At 64.0% G+C, this 18,474-nt stretch carries 16 protein-coding genes; 4 read left to right on the top strand and 12 right to left on the bottom strand.

Features of this window, described 5'->3' with window-relative positions; translation table 11 throughout:
- Positions 1-14 precede the first annotated feature (14 nt).
- From POF53_RS06750 to POF53_RS06725, 6 genes are all read right to left on the bottom strand, one after another.
- The gene (locus tag POF53_RS06750; RefSeq protein ID WP_203651806.1) at positions 15-1,457 is read right to left on the bottom strand and encodes an aminotransferase-like domain-containing protein; all 1,443 of its coding nucleotides are present in this window, start codon (positions 1,455-1,457) and stop codon (positions 15-17) included.
- 1,122 nt (positions 1,458-2,579) lie between these two features.
- Positions 2,580-3,389, bottom strand: a complete 810-nt coding sequence (locus tag POF53_RS06745) for an OmpA family protein (RefSeq protein WP_203651805.1) — start codon at positions 3,387-3,389, stop codon at positions 2,580-2,582.
- Positions 3,386-3,739 carry a DUF4398 domain-containing protein gene (locus POF53_RS06740; RefSeq protein ID WP_203651804.1) on the bottom strand — a complete coding sequence of 118 codons (354 nt, stop codon included), beginning with the start codon at positions 3,737-3,739 and terminating at the stop codon, positions 3,386-3,388. The genes POF53_RS06745 and POF53_RS06740 overlap by 4 nt, the downstream gene beginning before the upstream one ends.
- A gap of 9 nt (positions 3,740-3,748) precedes the next feature.
- Positions 3,749-4,570 (bottom strand): substrate-binding periplasmic protein, encoded by an 822-nt coding sequence (locus tag POF53_RS06735; RefSeq protein WP_254463777.1) that lies wholly within the window; start codon positions 4,568-4,570, stop codon positions 3,749-3,751.
- An 87-nt stretch (positions 4,571-4,657) separates the two neighbouring features.
- On the bottom strand, positions 4,658-5,587 hold the full coding sequence (locus POF53_RS06730) for an electron transfer flavoprotein subunit alpha/FixB family protein (protein ID WP_498966929.1): 930 nt from the start codon (positions 5,585-5,587) through the stop codon (positions 4,658-4,660).
- Positions 5,588-6,337, bottom strand: coding sequence for an electron transfer flavoprotein subunit beta/FixA family protein (locus tag POF53_RS06725; RefSeq protein ID WP_498966928.1), 750 nt, complete (start codon positions 6,335-6,337; stop codon positions 5,588-5,590).
- Positions 6,338-6,894: 557 nt separating this feature from the next.
- On the opposite strand from POF53_RS06725, the gene POF53_RS06720 reads away from it, so the two are divergent.
- On the top strand, positions 6,895-8,544 hold the full coding sequence (locus tag POF53_RS06720; protein WP_498967032.1) for an electron transfer flavoprotein-ubiquinone oxidoreductase: 1,650 nt from the start codon (positions 6,895-6,897) through the stop codon (positions 8,542-8,544).
- A gap of 63 nt (positions 8,545-8,607) precedes the next feature.
- Here POF53_RS06720 and POF53_RS06715 read toward each other — a convergent pair whose 3' ends face one another.
- The 6 genes from POF53_RS06715 to POF53_RS06690 all read right to left on the bottom strand — a co-directional run bounded on the left by POF53_RS06715 (position 8,608) and on the right by POF53_RS06690 (position 13,714).
- On the bottom strand, positions 8,608-10,257 hold the full coding sequence (locus POF53_RS06715; protein WP_203651801.1) for a hypothetical protein: 1,650 nt from the start codon (positions 10,255-10,257) through the stop codon (positions 8,608-8,610).
- Between the two features lie 149 nt (positions 10,258-10,406).
- On the bottom strand, positions 10,407-10,808 hold the full coding sequence (locus POF53_RS06710) for a type II toxin-antitoxin system MqsA family antitoxin (protein WP_203651800.1): 402 nt from the start codon (positions 10,806-10,808) through the stop codon (positions 10,407-10,409).
- A 1-nt stretch (position 10,809) separates the two neighbouring features.
- A complete protein-coding gene (locus tag POF53_RS06705) occupies positions 10,810-11,106 on the bottom strand; it encodes a type II toxin-antitoxin system MqsR family toxin (protein ID WP_203651799.1) in 297 nt (98 codons plus the stop codon).
- A 94-nt stretch (positions 11,107-11,200) separates the two neighbouring features.
- The gene (locus tag POF53_RS06700; RefSeq protein WP_232856743.1) at positions 11,201-12,526 is read right to left on the bottom strand and encodes an MFS transporter; all 1,326 of its coding nucleotides are present in this window, start codon (positions 12,524-12,526) and stop codon (positions 11,201-11,203) included.
- A 53-nt stretch (positions 12,527-12,579) separates the two neighbouring features.
- Positions 12,580-13,065 carry a histidine kinase gene (locus POF53_RS06695; protein WP_232856744.1) on the bottom strand — a complete coding sequence of 162 codons (486 nt, stop codon included), beginning with the start codon at positions 13,063-13,065 and terminating at the stop codon, positions 12,580-12,582.
- Positions 13,066-13,237: 172 nt separating this feature from the next.
- A complete protein-coding gene (locus POF53_RS06690) occupies positions 13,238-13,714 on the bottom strand; it encodes a sigma-70 family RNA polymerase sigma factor (protein ID WP_186732870.1) in 477 nt (158 codons plus the stop codon).
- A gap of 216 nt (positions 13,715-13,930) precedes the next feature.
- On the opposite strand from POF53_RS06690, the gene POF53_RS06685 reads away from it, so the two are divergent.
- From POF53_RS06685 to POF53_RS06675, 3 genes are all read left to right on the top strand, one after another.
- A complete protein-coding gene (locus POF53_RS06685; RefSeq protein ID WP_475859081.1) occupies positions 13,931-15,109 on the top strand; it encodes an efflux RND transporter periplasmic adaptor subunit in 1,179 nt (392 codons plus the stop codon).
- Position 15,110: 1 nt separating this feature from the next.
- Positions 15,111-17,072 carry a MacB family efflux pump subunit gene (locus tag POF53_RS06680; protein WP_203651795.1) on the top strand — a complete coding sequence of 654 codons (1,962 nt, stop codon included), beginning with the start codon at positions 15,111-15,113 and terminating at the stop codon, positions 17,070-17,072.
- Between the two features lie 3 nt (positions 17,073-17,075).
- A partial coding sequence (locus tag POF53_RS06675) for an efflux transporter outer membrane subunit (RefSeq protein WP_498966923.1) occupies positions 17,076-18,474 on the top strand: 1,399 nt, incomplete at its 3' end.

Raw genomic sequence — 18,474 nt, 5'->3', positions numbered from 1 at the left:
CTCGTCTGACAAGCCTACAACAGCATGCCGTTCGATTCCCGGCACAATTGCTGGGCCAGCAACCCCAGCGTCATCACTGCACGCTCAGCCTCCCGATTCCAGGGAATGCCGCAATTGAGCCGGATACAGTGGTTGAACTGCTCGGTATTGCTGAAGATCAGCCCGGGGGCAATGCTGATGCCCTGCTCCAACGCCCGCACATGCAGTTCCTGGGTATTGACCCGCCCCGGCAGACTGACCCAGAGAATGAAGCCACCGGTGGGCCGGGTCATCTGCGTGCCTTCCGGGAAATGCTGCTGCACCGCCAGTTGGTAAGCGCTGAGGTTCTTGCGGTATTCCTGTCGGATGAAGCGCAAATGCCGATCGTAGCCACCATTCTCCAGGTAGGCGGCCACCGCCATCTGCGTGACGCTGCACGCCGAGTGGGTAGTGAAGGTCTGCAGTCGCTGGATCTCGTCCTGATAGCGCCCGGCGATCATCCAGCCGACCCGCACTCCCGGCGACAAGGTCTTGGAGAAGCTCGAGCAGTAGATCACCCGGTCCAGCCGATCGAACGCCTTGAGCGACTTGGTGCGCCCTTGCTCGAACATCAGCTCGCCGTAGATATCATCCTCGACAATCTGGATGTCGAAATCCGAGGCCAGGCGCAACAACTGTTTCTGCCGCTCTTCGGGAATGGTGCCACCCAGCGGGTTGCTCAACCGCGCCGTCAGCACCAGGGCCTTGATCGACCACTGGTTGGCGGCCAGTTGCAGGGCCTCCAGGCTGATGCCGGTGGAGGGATCGCTGGGGATTTCGATGACCTTGAGCCCGAGCAGGTCCGCCAGTTGCAGCAGCCCATAGTAGGTAGGCGATTCGGCGGCGATCAGGTCGCCCGGCCGGGTCAGGACCCGCAGCGACATCTGCAGGGCATCGACGCAACCATGAGTCACCACCACTTCACGGGGATCGACCAGTACACCAGCATCGCGCATGCGGATGGCGATCTGCCGGCGCAGCGGCTCGAAGCCGGGGCTGAACATGTAGCTGAAGGCACGCGGACTATGGAAGCGCGTCACCTTGGCCAACTGCTGGTGCAGGGCGCGCACGGGCAAGTAGTCGACATGGGGCACCGCCGCGCCGAAGGGAAAGACGCCATCGCGGCGCGCCTCGACCAGTACCTGCTGGATAATGCTCGCCCGGGTGACCAGCCCGGGGCGCTCGACCCGGGCGATATCCGGGGTCTGCGCCGTCAGCGCCGGAGTCTGGTGGACATAGTAGCCCGACTGCGGCCGGGCACGGATCAGGCCCTGGTCCTCGAGATTGGCATAAGCCTGCAGCACGGTGGCGTGGCTGACATTGAGCTGGGCGCTCATCTTGCGTACCGACGGCACCCGTTCGCCCGGCTGGTAGACACCCCGGCGGATGTCATCGGCCAGTTGCTGGGCGATACGCTGGTACAGCAGCAGGTTGGTCATGGCGTGTTCTCGAAGCGCGGACGGGATCGTTGTTCTTGTGCGACTCACTGCCGAGGCAGAATACCGTAACAGTTGCGAAGTGTACTGGGACAGATCGCAGGATAGTCAACAATACAGTTGCGTGACAGAGAAACGATCGATGTTTGAGTCGGCGCGCCGACGAACGCACAGAGTGGTGACACTGCCCGCCGTTGCCGTTGCCGTTGCCGTTGCCGTTGCCGTTGCCGTTGCCGTTGCCGTTGCCGTTGCCGTTGCCGTTGCCGTTGCCGTTGCCGATCGAGAGTCTAGCGCCACACCCAGCTAGCGACAGCTGCGCCAGTCCAGGCGCCGCCCGTACCTTCGCGACTTCAGGAGGCCGAACGCAGGCCTTGCGGAGGGAGGTGACGGGCATGGATGCCCGTCAAGCGCTGGGGCCCAGGATGGGCCCTGCAGCGCGGTCCTCCCGGGAGCAAGGCCGGAGTGAGGGGACCCGGAGCGAAGCGGAGGGCCGGATGAATGGAGCGAGGATTTTTTGGTTCCTTTTTGATCCTTCAAAAAGGAACTCGCCGTAAGGGCGAAAAGGTGACTATGCGTCGACATCACAAATGAATGCACTTACAACTATTAAAACCAGCACTAGCCGACTTTGACTTTGACTTTGACTTTTAGAGCATGAGTTTTGAAAGTTATATGCGCATTCATTTGCGATGGTGACGCAAAGTCACCTTTCCGCCCTTACGGCGGGTCCCTTTTTGAAGGATCAAAAAGGAACCAAAAAATCCTCGCTCCATTCATCCGGCCCCTACGCTTCGCTCCGGGGTCCCCTCGCTCCGTTCTTGCTCCCGGGAGGACCGCGCTGAACGCCCCATCCTGGGGCGCAGCGCTTGACGGGCATCCATGCCCGTCACCTCCCTTCGCAAGAACTCCGCTCGGCCTCCTGAAGTCGCAATTGGCGGCACCTGAACTATTGCGCACTTAGAAGCAACAGCAAGATCAAGATCAAGATCAGATCAAGAAATGCGAAGTGGTAGTTAGCCGACTGACTATGAATTGGCTGGATGAACCCTATCGTGTGCAAGCCCGCTTCTACAAGTTATGTATAACTTCTTGCAGGAACGGGCTTGCTCGAAATCAAAACAGAATTCAACGCGCTGGCGCGAGTTTACCCTTGTCATCGGAGAAGACGATCTCGACCCGACGATTCTGCGCCCTGCCCCGCTCCGAAGCATTGGCCTCAACCGGGTACTGGTCACCATAACCCTCGACCTGGATCCGCTTCTCGTCCACCCCCAGATCAACCAGCATATCGGCCACCGACTGCGCACGATCACGGGACAGTTTCAGGTTCTCCTCCGCCGCACCGGTGCTATCGGTATAACCCTCGATCCGCACCACGCGCCGTGGATTGAGCTGAAGGAACTGCACCAGCTTCAATACAGTACGGCTGGCCGAGTTCTTCAGATCAGCCTGGCCGGTATCGAACAGCACATCGCCCAGGGTCATGACCAGACCGCGATCGGTCTGCTCCGACGCCAGCGCGACAATCTGCGCTTCGACGAACTTGCCCTGCTGCTGGACGCTGGCCAGCTTGGCCTCGCGCAGCGCCAACTGCAGGCGCTGGCGCTCCAGGTCGAGCTTGGCCAGGCGCTCCTGGTTCAACGCCAGCTTGGCATGCTCGCTGGCAATCTCGCTGTAGCGCTGACTCAGGTAGGCGTAATGACGAACATCGCTGCCGGTGCCGACATAGCCCGCCAGGCGCTCCGCGCGCGCCAACGACTCGCCGGCGCGGATCACATCGCGAGGCGCGCTACGCAGCACGTCGGAATCGTCCTTGACCTTCTGGAACGCGGCACTGGCATCGTCCAGTGCCGACTCGCTGCGCTGGCTGGCGCAGCCCTGCAGACCGACCAGGGCCAGCAAGGCCAGGGCCGCCATGGGCTTGAGAGACTTCATGGCTGCACCTCCAGTTGCTTACGCAGGCGCTTGATCCGCGACTGCATCGCCTGCAGCTGCTCCTCGCTCTTCTGGTTCAGCACCCGCGCCTCGGCCAGGCGCGCATCGAGCTCGGCCTGCTCGGCGCGCATGCGCGCATCGCGGTGGCTTTCGCCGAGCATGTTGCTCTTGGCCCGGGCCAGCTTGTCTTCGGCCAACTTGAACTCCGGCACCTGCTCATTGGCGCCGACCGCCTTGGCCTGCTCCAAGGCCTGTTCCGACAGGCGCAGCTGTTCATTGGGTGCCGGGTCGTTGGCACAGCCGACCAGGCCGAGCACGGCCAGGGCAAGCATCAAGGGTTGGATTCTCACTCACGCTTCCTACTGTTTGGGGGCACCCTGCGACGCCTGCATCTGCGCCTTCCAACGCTCGACATTGCGCTGCAGCACAGCTTCGCTCGCCCCGGAGATCGGCAATTCTGTCAGTTTTTTCGCCAGTTGTCCGCGCAACCAGCTGTCGTTGCACGCCGAGTTGTGCGAGACCGCCAGGTACAGCCCCGGACGATCCACCGGCAAACCCCGGGCGATGAGGTCGTTGCCCACGCCCAGGCTCTGCGCCATGGCCATGCCCGAGTAGCGCCCAGCCAGCACATAGTCGACCTGGCCGAGCACCAGTTTCTGGAAGGCCTGCGTCAGGTTCTGCGCCGGCTCCAGCTTGAGCTGGGTCCTGGCAAAGGCATCGAAGGCCGGGGTCAGGCGGGCCTTCTCGGACAGGGCGCCGCGGTACTGGGCAAGGTCAGCCGGGCCATCGAACACCAGGGTGGCGTCATGGCGGGTCCAGACCAGGTATTCGTTGAGCTGCAAGGCCGGATGGATGTAATCCAGACTGGTCAGCTGGGTGACCTGCATCGGCGTGTCGAGCAACAGGTCCATGCGCCCGCTGCGCACCTCCTCCAGAGCCTGCTCGCGCTTGCCGGCGTGCAGCACCTCGACCTTCACCCCAAGCTCGGCAGCCACCTGGCGCAGCAGGTCGACATTGGCGCCGATCAGGTGTTTCGGGTCTTGCGGATCCTGCCAGGAGTACGGCGGCGCATCCGGGCTGCCGGTGGCCACCAGACGCTCGCACTTGCCCAGCGCCAAGGCCTGCGTCGACAGCAGCGCCAGCACGCAGGCCAGCCCTCCCTTGCTCCAGCGAAACGCCATGCAACCTCTCCCCGCCCCTGAAAAAATCCATGAAAAAACCCGGACCGCCAAGGGCGGGCCGGGTTCTTTATAAGTGAAGCAGGCGGATCAGACCAGCTTTTCCAGCTCCGGAACCGCTTCGAACAGATCGGCGACCAGGCCGTAGTCGGCGACCTGGAAGATCGGCGCCTCCTCGTCCTTGTTGATCGCGACGATCACTTTCGAGTCCTTCATGCCGGCCAGGTGCTGGATCGCGCCGGAGATACCGACGGCGATGTACAGCTGTGGCGCGACGATTTTGCCGGTCTGGCCGACCTGCATGTCGTTCGGCACGAAGCCTGCGTCGACCGCGGCGCGCGAGGCGCCGACGGCGGCGCCGAGCTTGTCGGCCAGGGCGTACAGGTGCTTGAAGTTGTCACCGTTGCCCATGCCGCGACCACCGGAAACGACGATCTTGGCGGCGGTCAGCTCAGGACGGTCGGACTTGGCCAGCTCTTCGCCAACGAAGGCCGACTTGCCGGCGTCGTGGGCGGCAGCGACGGCTTCGACAGCGGCCGAACCACCTTCGGCGGCCACGGCGTCGAAGCCGGTGGTACGCACGGTGATGACCTTGACCGCAGCGCTCGATTGCACGGTGGCAATGGCGTTACCGGCATAGATCGGACGCTTGAAAGTGTCGGCGGATTCAACGGCGATGATCTCGGAGATCTGGTCGACGTCCAGCAGCGCGGCAACGCGCGGCAGGATGTTCTTGCCATTGGTGGTGGCCGGGGCCAGCACGTGGCTGTAACCCTTGGCCAGCTCGACCAGCAGCGGCGCGACGTTTTCCGGCAGGGCATGGGCGTAGGCGGTGTTATCGGCGACCAGCACCTTGGCCACGCCGGCGATCTTGGCGGCGGACTCGGCGACGCCACCGACGTTCTGGCCGGCGACCAGCACGTGGATATCACCACCGATCTTGGCGGCAGCGGCGACAGTGTTCAGGGTGGCCGGGGCTACGGCACCGTTCTCGTGTTCAGCGACAACCAGGATAGTCATTTAGATTACCTTCGCTTCGTTCTTCAGCTTCTCGACCAGTTCGGCCACCGACTTGACCTTGATACCGGCGCTGCGGGCGGCAGGCGCTTCGACCTTGAGGGTCTTGCTGGTGGAGGCGATGGACACGCCCAGCGCGTCTGGAGTGATGGTCTCCAGCGGCTTCTTCTTGGCCTTCATGATGTTCGGCAGCGACGCGTAGCGCGGCTCGTTCAGGCGCAGGTCGGTGGTGACGATGGCTGGCAGATTCAGCGCAACGGTCTGCAGGCCGCCATCGATTTCACGGGTGACGTTGACCTTGTCGCCGGCGACTTCGACCTTGGAGGCGAAGGTGCCCTGGGCGAAGCCGGTCAGCGCGGCCAGCATCTGGCCGGTCTGGTTGTTGTCGCTGTCGATGGCCTGCTTGCCGAGGATGACCAGCTGCGGCTGCTCCTTGTCGACAACGGCCTTCAGCGCCTTGGCCACGGCCAGGGAGTTCAGTTCGTCAGCGGCCTCGACCAGGATGGCGCGGTCGGCGCCCAGGGCCAGGGCGGTACGCAGTTGCTCCTGGGCGGCGGTCGGGCCGATGGAGACAACGACGATTTCGCTCGCCACGCCCTTCTCTTTCAGGCGGACGGCTTCTTCCACGGCGATTTCGCAGAAGGGGTTCATGGACATCTTGACGTTTGCAAGGTCGACGCCGGAGTTGTCCGCCTTGACGCGAACCTTGACGTTGTAGTCGACCACTCGTTTGACAGCTACAAGAACCTTCATGGATTCCTCGTTACTCTCCGGTGAAAAGAAGATCGCCTGGGGACTGCCCGGCGAATGCGCGTGGGTACAAGGGCACCTCTAAAAACGTTCCGACGCCGACAAAGTTCAGTTGACCGATCAGTCTTGTTGCGACCTTCAGGGACAAAACCCGCGGGTCATTTTCTGTCGTGGCGTGTAGACTCCACTACAAAACCTGATTCGGCCCGTAAACCCTGCTCCACGCCTGGTCTTTAGGGGTGCACCTGCGCCCGACGGTCAGCCTACGGCGAACGCGAAAGCGCTCGTATCTTGACCGTAACACCCAATCCGGTCAATACGGCAAATTGGCCAGCCTCCAGCCGCCTACCTGCGATTCTACGGGCCTCCGGCAAATTCAAACAAACGTTTGTATTGGACCCGCCAAGTGGTGTAGATATAATGCGCGGCCAAGACAAAACGGTGTAGTCCATCACCTGCGAAGCTACAGCCTCTGCACGCCGCACGTGACCGTGAACACCCATAAAAGACAAGCAACGCGATGAGCCTTGAGTAGGAGAGAACCTGTGGAACGCGAATACATGGAATTCGACGTGGTCATCGTCGGCGCAGGCCCGGCGGGCCTGTCCGCCGCCTGCTGCCTGAAGCAGAAGGCCGCCGAAGCCGGTAGCGAGATCAGCGTCTGCGTGGTCGAGAAAGGCTCCGAAGTCGGCGCCCACATCCTCTCCGGCGCGGTGTTCGAACCACGCGCCCTGAACGAACTGTTCCCCGACTGGAAAGAACTCGGCGCGCCGCTGAACACCGAAGTGAAGCGCGACGACATCTATGTGCTGAAAAGTGCCGACAGCTCGACCAAGGTCCCCGACCTGTTCGTGCCCAAGACCATGCACAACCACGGCAACTACATCATCTCCCTGGGCAACCTGTGCCGCTGGCTGGCCCAGCAGGCCGAGAACCTGGGCGTCGAGATCTACCCGGGCTTCGCCGCGCAAGAGGCACTGTTCGATGAAAACGGCGTGGTGCGTGGCATCGTCACCGGCGACCTGGGTGTCGACCGCGAAGGCCAGCCAAAAGAAGGCCTGTACACCCCGGGCATGGAGCTGCGCGCCAAGTACACCCTGTTCGCCGAAGGCTGCCGTGGCCATATCGGCAAGCAGCTGATCAAGCGCTTCGACCTGGACAACGAGTCCGACGTCCAGCACTACGGCATCGGTCTCAAGGAAATCTGGGAAATCGACCCGGCCAAGCACGAGCAGGGCCTGGTGGTGCATACCGCCGGCTGGCCGCTGGACGTGATGAGCGCCGAGAACACCGGCGGCTCCTTCCTTTATCACCTGGAAAACAACCAGGTGGTGGTCGGCCTGATCGTCGACCTGTCCTACTCCAACGCGTACCTGTCACCGTTCGACGAGTTCCAGCGCCTGAAGCACCACCCGGTGATGGCCCAGTACCTCGAAGGCGGCAAGCGCATCAGCTACGGCGCCCGCGCCATCTGCAAGGGCGGCCTGAACTCGCTGCCGAAGATGGTCTTCAATGGCGGCGCGCTGATCGGCTGCGACCTGGGCACCCTGAACTTCTCCAAGATCAAGGGCAGCCACACCGCGATGAAATCCGGCATGCTCGCCGCCGAAGCCGTGGCCGACGCATTGATCGCCGGCAGCGAAGGCGGTGACCAGCTCAACGGCTATGTCAGCGCCTTCAAGGCCAGCTGGCTGCATGAAGAGCTGTTCGCCAGCCGCAACTTCGGCCCGGCGCTGCACAAGTTCGGCCCGTTGCTCGGTGGTGCGTTCAACTACATCGACCAGAACTGGTTCGGCGGCAAGCTGCCGTTCACCCTGCATGACACCAAGCCGGACTACGCCTGCCTCAAGCTCGCGGCGGACTCGCAGAAGATCGACTACCCGAAACCGGACGGCAAGCTCAGCTTCGACAAGCTCAGCTCGGTATTCCTCTCCAGCACCAACCATGAAGAGGAACAACCCTGCCACCTGAAGCTGACCGACCCGAACATCCCGATCGCCAGCAACCTGCCGCTGTACGACGAACCAGCACAGCGCTACTGCCCGGCCGGCGTGTACGAAGTGGTCACCCAGGAAGACGGCAACAAGCGCTTCCAGATCAACGCGCAGAACTGCGTGCACTGCAAGACCTGCGACATCAAGGATCCGGCCCAGAACATCACCTGGGTCACCCCTGAAGGCGCCGGCGGGCCGAACTACCCGAACATGTAAGCCCTGCCCTGGCGGCAAGCAAAAGCCCCCTGGTCGTGAGACCCGGGGGCTTTTTCATGGTCGCTATCCCTTGTACGAAACCACGGTGTGCGTGGTGTCCAGCCCCAGTTGTTCGAGCCGTTCCAGGACATGCCCCAGGCACTGCCCGCCATCGGGCTTGTAGTGTCCGGAGGCATCATTGACCAGACCAAGGATGTCGCTCACCGCATTGCTGGTGGTCTTGCGGTCGATGCGCATTTCTCCGGCGCACACCACCGGCTGGCCACCGCCAAGCTGGCTGTGCCGGGTATAGCGCGTACGGTCCAGGGACTGGTCCCAGAATTTGACCAGAATGCTTTTTTGCGGGGTATAGACCCAGGTGTAGGCATCCTGGGCAGTATTGGGGCGCAGATAGGTCAGTCTGCCGCTCTTGAGCTCATACGCCAGTATCTGGCCGCGCTCCTCGCCGATCAGCTGGCAGACGCCATCGAGGGTTTCAGGCTGATAGCTGCGCCATTTCAGCACGTCGATCAGCCATTGCTGCAACTGCACCGGGTAGGTGTAGCCGGCAAAGTCCAGGGGCGCCGAGATATCGGCCTTGCGCCAGTCCAGCCAGTTCACCCGGCCTTGCCATGCCACGCCGTCCCTGGCCTCGATCCAGCGGTTGTCACTCCCTACCACGCGGTTGTTCAGTTGGTCATTGACCTTCAGGTCCAGCGACTGCATCTTCCAGGCCGGACCGTACCCCCCGGCACTTGCCTGGTAGATCTCGACCGAGCGCAGCTCATCGGCATAGATCACGCTGCGCTGGAACATCTTGGCCAGGTCGACCTCGACCTTGAAGTGCGCCCCACGCTCGAAGTTGCCGGCCAACGGCTGGCGGTGCTCGCTGCCATTGATCGAGAACGAAAGGGTATCGCCTGTTCCGGCACTGTAGTCGGCAGAGACAGCGAGGCACACGCTCAGTTTGTCTACGACCATGCTCGGCGCCTGCCCCCGGCGGGGGAGCTGGGGCAGTTGCACCCGCCAGGCGTCGGAAGGCAGCACCTCGCTTCGTCGCTGCAGCCAGACCTCACCCGAAATCGGAGCACTGCACAAGGTACGGGTGCCATCGCCATAGAGAAGCTCGCCCTTGGAAGACAGCCGCCAGCGATCTCCCGAGGCTGCGCTCGCCTTGCCGCAGATCCCGAGCCCCAAGGCCTGCCCGGTGGTGACATTGACCAGTTGCCCGTCCCTGTAGAGCCATTGCATGGCCTTGGGATCCGGGTTCACGGCGAGGCACACGCCCTCCTCGTCCGCCATCAGGTAATCACGACCATTGGTAAGCATGAACGGGATACCGCTGGGTAGGCCGTTCACGGGGTCCCCGGCACCACCACTGCCATCCAGTGCCTTCAGCTGGATGAATTCGACCGTTTGCTGGCGCTGCGCACTGTCGGTCAACAGTACGGCATGGCTGTTGGCGGCCAGCTGGATACGGCTGATATGGCGAAAGTCATGCAGCGGGTGTACGCCGGTCAATTGCTTGCCATCACCGTAGACTACCACCCAGGCCTGGTCGTGGTGGTGACGGGACTCCAGCACGCAGGCCAGGCTACGGCCCCAGCGGATAACCGGAGTCCTGGCCTGATCATCCGGTTTCGTGCTGGCGGGATTGGCAGCCGAAAAGCTCATCTGTGGCGGAAACGCAGGCAGCTGGGCCCGCGTCATCCAGGTGATGTTAAAACTGGACATGCATATTTCTCCTGACTGTATGAACGGAAGGGTCCGTCAACGATCAGTCGAAATTACGTGCACAACCTCGAAGGCGCTGTAGGGGTGCAGAGCTGCCGACGCTCAAAATCCCTACCCTGCCTGTAGGACCTGTTGACTGCCTGGACGCATCAGGCAGTCCTGACTTCCTCGAACAGTTCCGGATGACGATCCAGGAGCTTGAACAGCTTGATCAGTGCGACCGGTGGTTGGGTCTTGCCGTTCTCGTAACGGGAAAAGGCATTGACCCCGCCGCCAAAGATTTCGCCCGCCTCACGCTGATCGAGGTCGAATTTGCGCCGAACGCTGGCAATGAAGGCAGGGTCGACAGCGGCGGCATTGACCTGTCGCTTGAAGGCCAGCATCAGATCACCGAGGCGCTCAGCTTCAGCCATGCTCAGCACCGCCTCGCCGCAAACAGGGCAATAATCGCCGAAGACATCACGGATCACCGTCGAATGGCCATTGTATCGATAAGGCATGTCCTGAGCCTGGGCGACCAGCTCAGCACCACCACACACGGGACACTTCATTTCAACGCTCCTTGAATGACACGATCAGCACGTCATCGACCACCGTCAGCTTGATGTAGAGATCGCCAAAGACGGTTCGGGGACGATAGACATCCTGCCAGATCCGATGATCGTGATAGGTCGTCATGCTTTTGTAGAAATCGTGTGCCGACAAGCCTCGAACGACTTCAAGCATCTGGCGAGGGCTCAGCCCGAGCGCATCACAGTCCTGGATAGCTGTCCGGGTGGGCCTGACCCGGCCCTGGCTCATCAACATTCGCACCCTTTCCAGCGGGCAGTGCGGCGTTCTCTTTTCCATGAGAAATTAACCTTTAAGGTTATTCTTGGCCAATAGGTTATTTTAATAACCCCCACCCGGAAGTCTGCCTCACTGCCCAGCAGTCATTACCGCCTCATTTGTCACCGCACATGAGCGCCAGCGGCTGCGCAGCGAACTCCAACGGCTCGCGGCGTCCGAAATAGAGCGCCGTCAGCAATCCGACCATGCCCATGACCAGACAAAAACCGACACACACCCATGGGCTCCAGGGCATCAGGGCAATCAGCGCCAGCGGCGTGGTGCTGGCCCACAGGGCGTAGGCGACGTTGTAGGTGAAGGAGATGCCCGACACCCGGATCTCGGCCGGGAACAGCCCGACCATCACCGACGGCACCACCCCTACCACGCCACAGGACAGGCCAGCCAATGCATAGGCCGCCCAGAGCTGCCCCCACTGGCCCACCAGGCTGGCGTACAAGGCGCCGATGCCCAACGGCAGCAGCAGGCAGTAGAGCATCAGCGCCCGCCAGGCACCGATACGGTCCACCAGCAAGCCGGCCAGCACGCAGCCAATATTGAGGAAGACGATACCCACGCTGCTCAGGGCGAAGGTGTGCCCGGCTGTCATGCCGAACCGCTGTTGCATCACGGTCGGGGTAATCACCACCAGCACCACTACCGCCGAGGTCAGCACACAGGTCAGCAGCGCCGCTGGAATCAAGGCCCGTCGATGAGTGCCCAGCACCCGTCGCAGGGGGAAGGCCACCGGTTGCTCCTGCTGCGCCCGCAGGGCCAGGAACACCGGGGTTTCACTCAGCCAGCGACGCAGCCAGACACCGATCACGCCAAACACGCCGCCAAGCAGGAAAGGATAGCGCCAGGCGTAATCGAGGATCTCCTGGGGCGTGAACAGCTGCGCCAGCAAGGTCGCGGTCAGCGCACCGAGCAGGTAGCCGAAGGTCAGCCCGGCCTGCAGGAAGCCCAGCGCATAACCGCGACGACCAGACGGCGCATGTTCGGCGACGAAGGTCCAGGCGCTGGGTACCTCACCGCCAACCGCCGCACCCTGCAGGATGCGCAGGGCCAGCAGGATCAGCGGCGCGGCGTAGCCAATGTCGGCGTAGGTCGGCATCACCCCGATCAGCAGGCACGGCAGCGCCATCATCAGGATGCTCAGGCTGAACACCCGCTTGCGCCCCAGGTGGTCGGCGAAATGGGCCATGAGGATGCCACCCAGCGGCCTGGCCAGGTAGCCGGTGACGAAGATCCCGAAGCTCTGCAGCAGGCGCAGCCACTCCGGCATTTCAGGCGGGAAGAACAGCTGGCTGAGGGTCAGCGCGAAGAACACGAAGATGATGAAATCGTAGATTTCCAGGGCGCCACCCAGCGCGGCCAGCCCCAGGGTCCGGTGATCGCGACGGCTGAACCGTGGCGGGCGGGTGGTATCGATGGCAGTCATGGCAGCTTCCGCAACGAGGCAAAAGGCCAGAGGATAGCAAATCCACCCCCTGCTCAGGGGTTACGACAGAACACCGTCTGCGCGAGGTTGGTGCGCCGCCGGGCATGGTTCGACGCCCCCGCCAGCCCCGGCGGCAGCGGCAACTGCCCGACCAGCACCGGCATATCGATGATTGCCATGAAGGATTCCAGTGCCTCGCTGTCGGGGGCATGGGGCAGGCTGATGCTGACGGCGTGGCGATCGTTGGGCGGTACAGCGGGCACTTTCAGGTGTGGCGAGTGGTACAGCAGCGCGTGCTGGATCTGCGAGCTGACCCGGCAGAAACGCGCCAGGTCGACCCCGGCATGGCTGGCCAGCTCGATGTTGCCCACCAGCAGGTTGAAGGGTTCCAGGGCACTGTGCACCAGGCGCTGCAGGTCGTCGAAACTCTCCACCGGGGCGATCCGGTAATAACCCAGGCCATTGAGCATCTTCTCCAGCTGCAGGCGCTGGCCGGGGTGCTCATCGGCGATGAGGATGCGCATGGATTTGTTAGGCATCGTCCGAACCTGGGCAGTTGGGTGGTGACGGTGGCTCCATGACCATACTGCGCCGGCAACGGCAACGTCAGACGGGACGCCTGAGCGGGGGGTCTTTATTGATAGTTGTCGTGAACCCGGGAGAAATCAAGTCGCCAACTCACGGAATTTTCACATTCCACGGACGGCTCGCTCAGGACTCCCACTGGCGCATGCGTACGCGGCAATGCTTCATGGCATTGACAATATGCTTTTCCACCAGGCTGCGGGAAATACCCAGGCGCTCGGCGATCTGCTGATGCGACAGGCCATCGAGCTTGCGCAGCAGGAAGCTGTCGCGGCAAGGCCCGCTCAGTTCGCCCAGGGCTTGCTGCATCAGCGCCAGGCGCTGGTCGAGCTGCATGCTCTGCGTCAGAGCAGGGGTATGCCAGCGCTCATCGCTGTCCAGTACCTCCAGCGGCTCGGCCTGACGCACCAGATGTCGACGATGATGATCGACCACGAGATTCATGGCCGTGCGATAAAGGAAGGCGCGTGGATGCTCGATATGCTCGCCCTCCGTGCGCTCCAACACCCGGATGTAGGCATCGTGGGCGACGTCTTCGGCCGCCTGGCGATTACCGAGTCGGGCGGACAGGAAGCTCACCAATTCGCGATAGTAATGTTCCACGACGGCACCTGGCGTCTCCCTGCTCAAGCGTTGGTAGTCAGGGGCAGTGTTCTGGATGATGTCAGCGTGCGATCTTACAAATTATAATTATTCGCAGCAACACGCAGACCACCCCCGCGCTGCGCTAAATCGTCATCAAGATCATTCGTTTAACTGGGACCCCCGAGCGCATGCCCCGTCGCGGCACTCGGCCACTATCTCCGGCTGGAAGCCCGCATGACACGCACATCCAATACCCGCCGCCGAGTGCTGATCGGCGCCTTGGGCCTGGCCGGCCTCGGCAGCCTGGTGGCCTGGCAGGCCCTGCCTCTGGGCGGCGCACCGGTCAGCACCGTGCCAGTGACCCGCGCCGATATCGAGAGCAGCGTCACTGCCCTGGGCACCCTGCAACCACGCCGCTATGTCGATGTCGGCGCCCAGGCCTCGGGGCAGATCCGCAAGCTGCATGTGGAAGCCGGCGACGAGGTGCGTCAGGGCCAACTGCTGGTTGAAATCGATCCGTCAACACAACAAGCCAAGCTCGATGCCGGACGCTTCTCGATCGAGAACCTCAAGGCCCAGCTGGCCGAACAACGGGCGCAGTACCTGCTCGCCCAGCAGCAGTACAAGCGCCAGCAGGATCTGGCCGCCACCGGCGCCAGCCGCCAGGAAGACCTGCAAACGGCCGCGGCGCAGTTGAAGGTGACCCAGGCCCGCATCGACATGTACCTGGCGCAGATCCGCCAGGCCCAGGCCAGCCTTCGCAGCGACGAAGCGGAGCTGGGCTATACGCGGATCTATGCGCCCATGAGCGGCACCGTGGTGGCGGTGGACGCCCGCGAGGGCCAGACCCTCAACGCCCAGCAGCAGACACCGTTGATCCTGCGCATCGCCAAGCTGTCGCCGATGACCGTATGGGCCCAGGTGTCCGAAGCCGACATCGGCAAGGTCAAACCGGGCATGACCGCCTACTTCAACACCCTGGCCGGCGGCAAGCGGCGCTGGACCAGCACCGTCCGGCAGATCCTGCCGGTGCCGCCCAAGCCGCTGGACCAATCCAGCCAGGGCGGGGGCAGCCCGGCCAGCGCCACGGCCGGCACCACTGGCACCAAGGTGGTCCAGTACACCGTGCTGCTGGACGTGGACAACCCCGACGGCGCCCTGATGGCGGAGATGACCACCCAGGTGTTCTTCGTCGCCGGCCAGGCCAGCCAGGTGCTCAGCGCGCCCCTGGCCGCGCTCGACGACACCCCCGGCGACGGTGTGCGTATGGCACAGGTGCTGAACAACAAGGGCCAGATCGAGGCGCGCCAGGTCCGCACCGGCTTGAGTGACCGCCTGCGGGTGCAGATACTCGAGGGCCTGAACGAAGGTGAGCGCCTGGTCATCGGCCTACCCGCCGCCAGTGGGGGTTGATATGTCCACGCCCCTGATCGAGCTGTGCGACATCCGCAAGGTCTACGGCGGTGTCGATTCGCCCAGGGTCGAGGTGCTGCGCGGCATCAGCCTGAGCATCCACCCCGGAGAATTCGTCGCCATCGTCGGCGCCTCGGGCTCCGGCAAGTCGACCCTGATGAACATCCTCGGCTGCCTCGACCGCCCCACCTCGGGCAGCTACCGCTTTGCCGGTCGGGACGTGGCCGAGCTGGACAGCGACGAGCTGGCCTGGCTGCGCCGCGAAGCCTTCGGCTTCGTGTTCCAGGGCTATCATCTGATCCCCTCGGGCTCGGCCCAGGAGAACGTCGAGATGCCGGCCATCTACGCCGGCACTCAGCCCGCCGAACGCCATGCCCGCGCCCACGCCCTGCTCGAGCGCCTGGGCCTGGCCAGCCGCACCGGCAACCGTCCGCACCAGTTGTCCGGCGGCCAGCAGCAGCGGGTGTCGATCGCCCGCGCGCTGATGAACGGCGGGCACATCATCCTCGCCGACGAGCCCACCGGCGCACTCGACAGCCAAAGCGGCGCCGAGGTGATGACCCTGCTCGACGAACTGGCCAGCCAGGGCCATGTGATCATCCTCATCACCCATGACCGTGAAGTCGCGGCCCGCGCCCAGCGGATCATCGAGGTGCGCGACGGCGAGGTGGTCAGCGATTCGGCCACCCCGTCCTCGGTCGATGCACCGCCCCGACAGCTGCAGGCCGACGACCTGCGCCAGCGCCTGGACTTCGGCGCCACCCAGCGCGGCGCCTGGAAGGGCGAGCTGGTCGAGTCCCTGCAGGCCGCCTGGCGGGTGATGTGGATCAACCGCTTCCGTACCGCCCTTACCCTGCTCGGCATCATCATCGGGGTGGCCTCGGTGGTGGTGATGCTGGCGGTCGGCGAAGGCAGCAAGCGCCAGGTCATGGCGCAGATGGCCGCCTTCGGCTCGAACATCCTCTACCTCAACGGCAAGCACTCCTCCGAGGAACTGATGGGCATCGTCACCCTCGACGATGTCGACGCCATCGGCGAACTGCCGCAGGTCAAGCGCGTCATGCCGGTCATCGGCGACAAGCTCATGGTGCGCCACGGCAACAAGGGCGAGCAGTTCTATGTCGGCGGCAACAACACCGGGTTCCCCGAGATCTTCAACTGGCCGGTGGTCGAAGGCAGCTTCTACAGCGAGGCCGACGAAGCCAACGCCGCCGCCGTGGCCGTGATCGGCCAGAAGGTGCGCGAGAAGATGTTTGGTGTGGGGAGCAACCCGCTCGGTCAGTACCTGCTGATCGGCAACGTGCCGTTCCAGGTGATCGGTGTGCTTCAGGGCAAGGGCGCCAGCTCCGGCAGCGAAGACAGCGACGAGCGCGTGGTGGTGCCCTACTCCGCCGCCTCCATCCGCCTGTTTGGCAGCCGCGATCCGGAGTACGTCACCATCGCCGCCCAGGATTCCAGCCGCGTGAAGGAAACCGAGCAGGCGATCGAACGCCTCATGTTGCAGCGTCACCAGGGCAAGTACGATTTCGTCCTGACCAACGACGCCGCACTGATCCAGGCCGAGGCCCGCACCCAGAACAGCCTGTCGCTGATGCTTGGGGCGATCGCCGCGATCTCGCTGCTGGTCGGCGGCATCGGCGTGATGAACATCATGCTCATGACCGTGCGCGAACGCACCCGCGAGATCGGCATCCGCATGGCCACCGGCGCACGCCAGCGCGACATCCTGCGCCAGTTCCTCACCGAGGCGGTGATGCTGTCGATGGTCGGCGGGGTGACCGGCATTGTCCTGGCCCTGGCCATCGGCGCCAGCCTGCTGCTGGCCGACATCGCCGTGGCCTTCGCCCTGCCCGCCATCCTCGGCGCCTTCGCCTGCGCCGTGATCACCGGCGTGGTGTTCGGTTTCATGCCGGCCCGCAAGGCCGCCCGCCTCGACCCGGTCAAGGCCCTTACCAGCGAATAGTTCATGACGATCCCCAGCCGCATCAGCCTGTTGACCCTGAGCCTTTGCCTGGCCGCCTGCAGCAGCCCGCCCCCACCGGCGGCGAACATCGACACACCCCCCGCCTGGCAAGGGCCAACCACGGCCCAGTCCCTGCCCGACAGCCAGTGGTGGCGCGCCTTTGCCAGCGCCGAGCTGGACCGCCTGGTCGAACGCGCCCGCCTGAACAGTCACGACCTGGCGGCGGCCGCCGCGCGGGTGCGCAAAGCGCAGGCCAGCGCGGTGATCGCCGGTGCACCGCTGTTGCCCGAGGTGAAGCTGGGTCTGAACGGCAGCCGCCAGCGCCTGTTGCGCGGCGACGGCAACAGCCAGCTCGACGCCAGCAGCAGCGAACGCACCAGCACCTCGTTCGGCACCCGCCTGAGCGCCAGCTACGAGATCGACTTCTGGGGCGGCCTGCGCGCCACCCGCGACAGCGCCCTGCGCAGCCTCGACGCCAGCCGCTTCGACCGCCAGACCGTGGAACTGACCCTGGTCAGCGCCGTGGCCGACAGCTACCTGCAGGGCCTGGCATTCGACGAGCAACTGCGCATCGCCCGCTTGAACCTGGACAACGCCCGCGATGTGCTGGGCCTGGTCGAAGCCCGCGAACGCTCGGGCTCGGCCACCCGCCTGGAACTGGCCCAGCAGCGCAGCCTGGTAGCCGCCCAGGAGCGCCAGCTGCCGCTGCTCGAACAGCGCCGCCAGGACAATCGCATCGTCCTTGCCACCCTACTGGGCGATCCGGTGCAGGCGCTGCCCGCCACCCGCGAAACCATCGGCAACGTGCAGTGGCCGGCCATCGGCAGCGGCGTGCCCAGCGAACTGCTCGGCCGCCGCCCGGACATCGCCGCCGCCGAGGCCCGCCTGGCGGCGGCCAGCGCCAATATCCAGGTGGCCCGGGCGGCGATGCTGCCGCGCCTGATACTGGGAGCGGACCTGGGCAGTGGCGCCCGGACCTTGCCCAACATCTTCGACAGCCCCTACTACACCCTCACCGCCGGCCTCACCGCGCCGATCTTCAACAACGGTCGGCTGAGTGCCGCCCGGGACGTGGCCAGTGCCGAACAGCAGGAGCTGCTGGAGCTGTACCGCGCCAGCATCCTGGCCGGGTTCTCGGATGTGGAGAAAGCCCTGAATGCCATCGCCGGCGTGGAGCGCCAGCGCCGCTGGCAGGACCAGGAAGTGGAACAGGCGCGCATCGCCTTCGACCTGGCCCAGCAACGCTACGCCGCCGGTGCCGAGACCCTGCTCACCGTACTCGAGACCCAGCGCACGCTGTACCTGGCCCAGGACCAGCAGGCGCAGCTGCGCCTGGAGCAGTTGCGCGGGAGCGTGGCGTTGTACAAGGCACTGGGCGGAGGCTGGCAGGCGCCGCAAAACC

This window comes from Mitsuaria sp. RG, assembly GCF_028369275.1.
Lineage (GTDB): Bacteria > Pseudomonadota > Gammaproteobacteria > Pseudomonadales > Pseudomonadaceae > Aquipseudomonas > Aquipseudomonas peradeniyensis.
The sequence above is the reverse complement of the archived record's forward strand: the minus strand, read 5'-3'. Positions and strand labels throughout refer to the sequence as shown.

Bases quoted from the DNA above. Each gene is read 5' to 3' on its own strand.
- POF53_RS06750 (WP_203651806.1), bottom strand. From the start codon at position 1,457: ATGACCAACCTGCTGCTGTACCAGCGTATCGCCCAGCAACTGGCCGAT.
- POF53_RS06745 (WP_203651805.1), bottom strand. From the start codon at position 3,389: ATGAAGTCTCTCAAGCCCATGGCGGCCCTGGCCTTGCTGGCCCTGGTC.
- POF53_RS06735 (WP_254463777.1), bottom strand. From the start codon at position 4,570: ATGGCGTTTCGCTGGAGCAAGGGAGGGCTGGCCTGCGTGCTGGCGCTG.
- POF53_RS06730 (WP_498966929.1), bottom strand. From the start codon at position 5,587: ATGACTATCCTGGTTGTCGCTGAACACGAGAACGGTGCCGTAGCCCCG.
- POF53_RS06725 (WP_498966928.1), bottom strand. From the start codon at position 6,337: ATGAAGGTTCTTGTAGCTGTCAAACGAGTGGTCGACTACAACGTCAAG.
- POF53_RS06720 (WP_498967032.1), top strand. From the start codon at position 6,895: ATGGAATTCGACGTGGTCATCGTCGGCGCAGGCCCGGCGGGCCTGTCC.
- POF53_RS06715 (WP_203651801.1), bottom strand. From the start codon at position 10,257: ATGTCCAGTTTTAACATCACCTGGATGACGCGGGCCCAGCTGCCTGCG.
- POF53_RS06710 (WP_203651800.1), bottom strand. From the start codon at position 10,808: ATGAAGTGTCCCGTGTGTGGTGGTGCTGAGCTGGTCGCCCAGGCTCAG.
- POF53_RS06705 (WP_203651799.1), bottom strand. From the start codon at position 11,106: ATGGAAAAGAGAACGCCGCACTGCCCGCTGGAAAGGGTGCGAATGTTG.
- POF53_RS06700 (WP_232856743.1), bottom strand. From the start codon at position 12,526: ATGACTGCCATCGATACCACCCGCCCGCCACGGTTCAGCCGTCGCGAT.
- POF53_RS06695 (WP_232856744.1), bottom strand. From the start codon at position 13,065: ATGCCTAACAAATCCATGCGCATCCTCATCGCCGATGAGCACCCCGGC.
- POF53_RS06685 (WP_475859081.1), top strand. From the start codon at position 13,931: ATGACACGCACATCCAATACCCGCCGCCGAGTGCTGATCGGCGCCTTG.
- POF53_RS06680 (WP_203651795.1), top strand. From the start codon at position 15,111: ATGTCCACGCCCCTGATCGAGCTGTGCGACATCCGCAAGGTCTACGGC.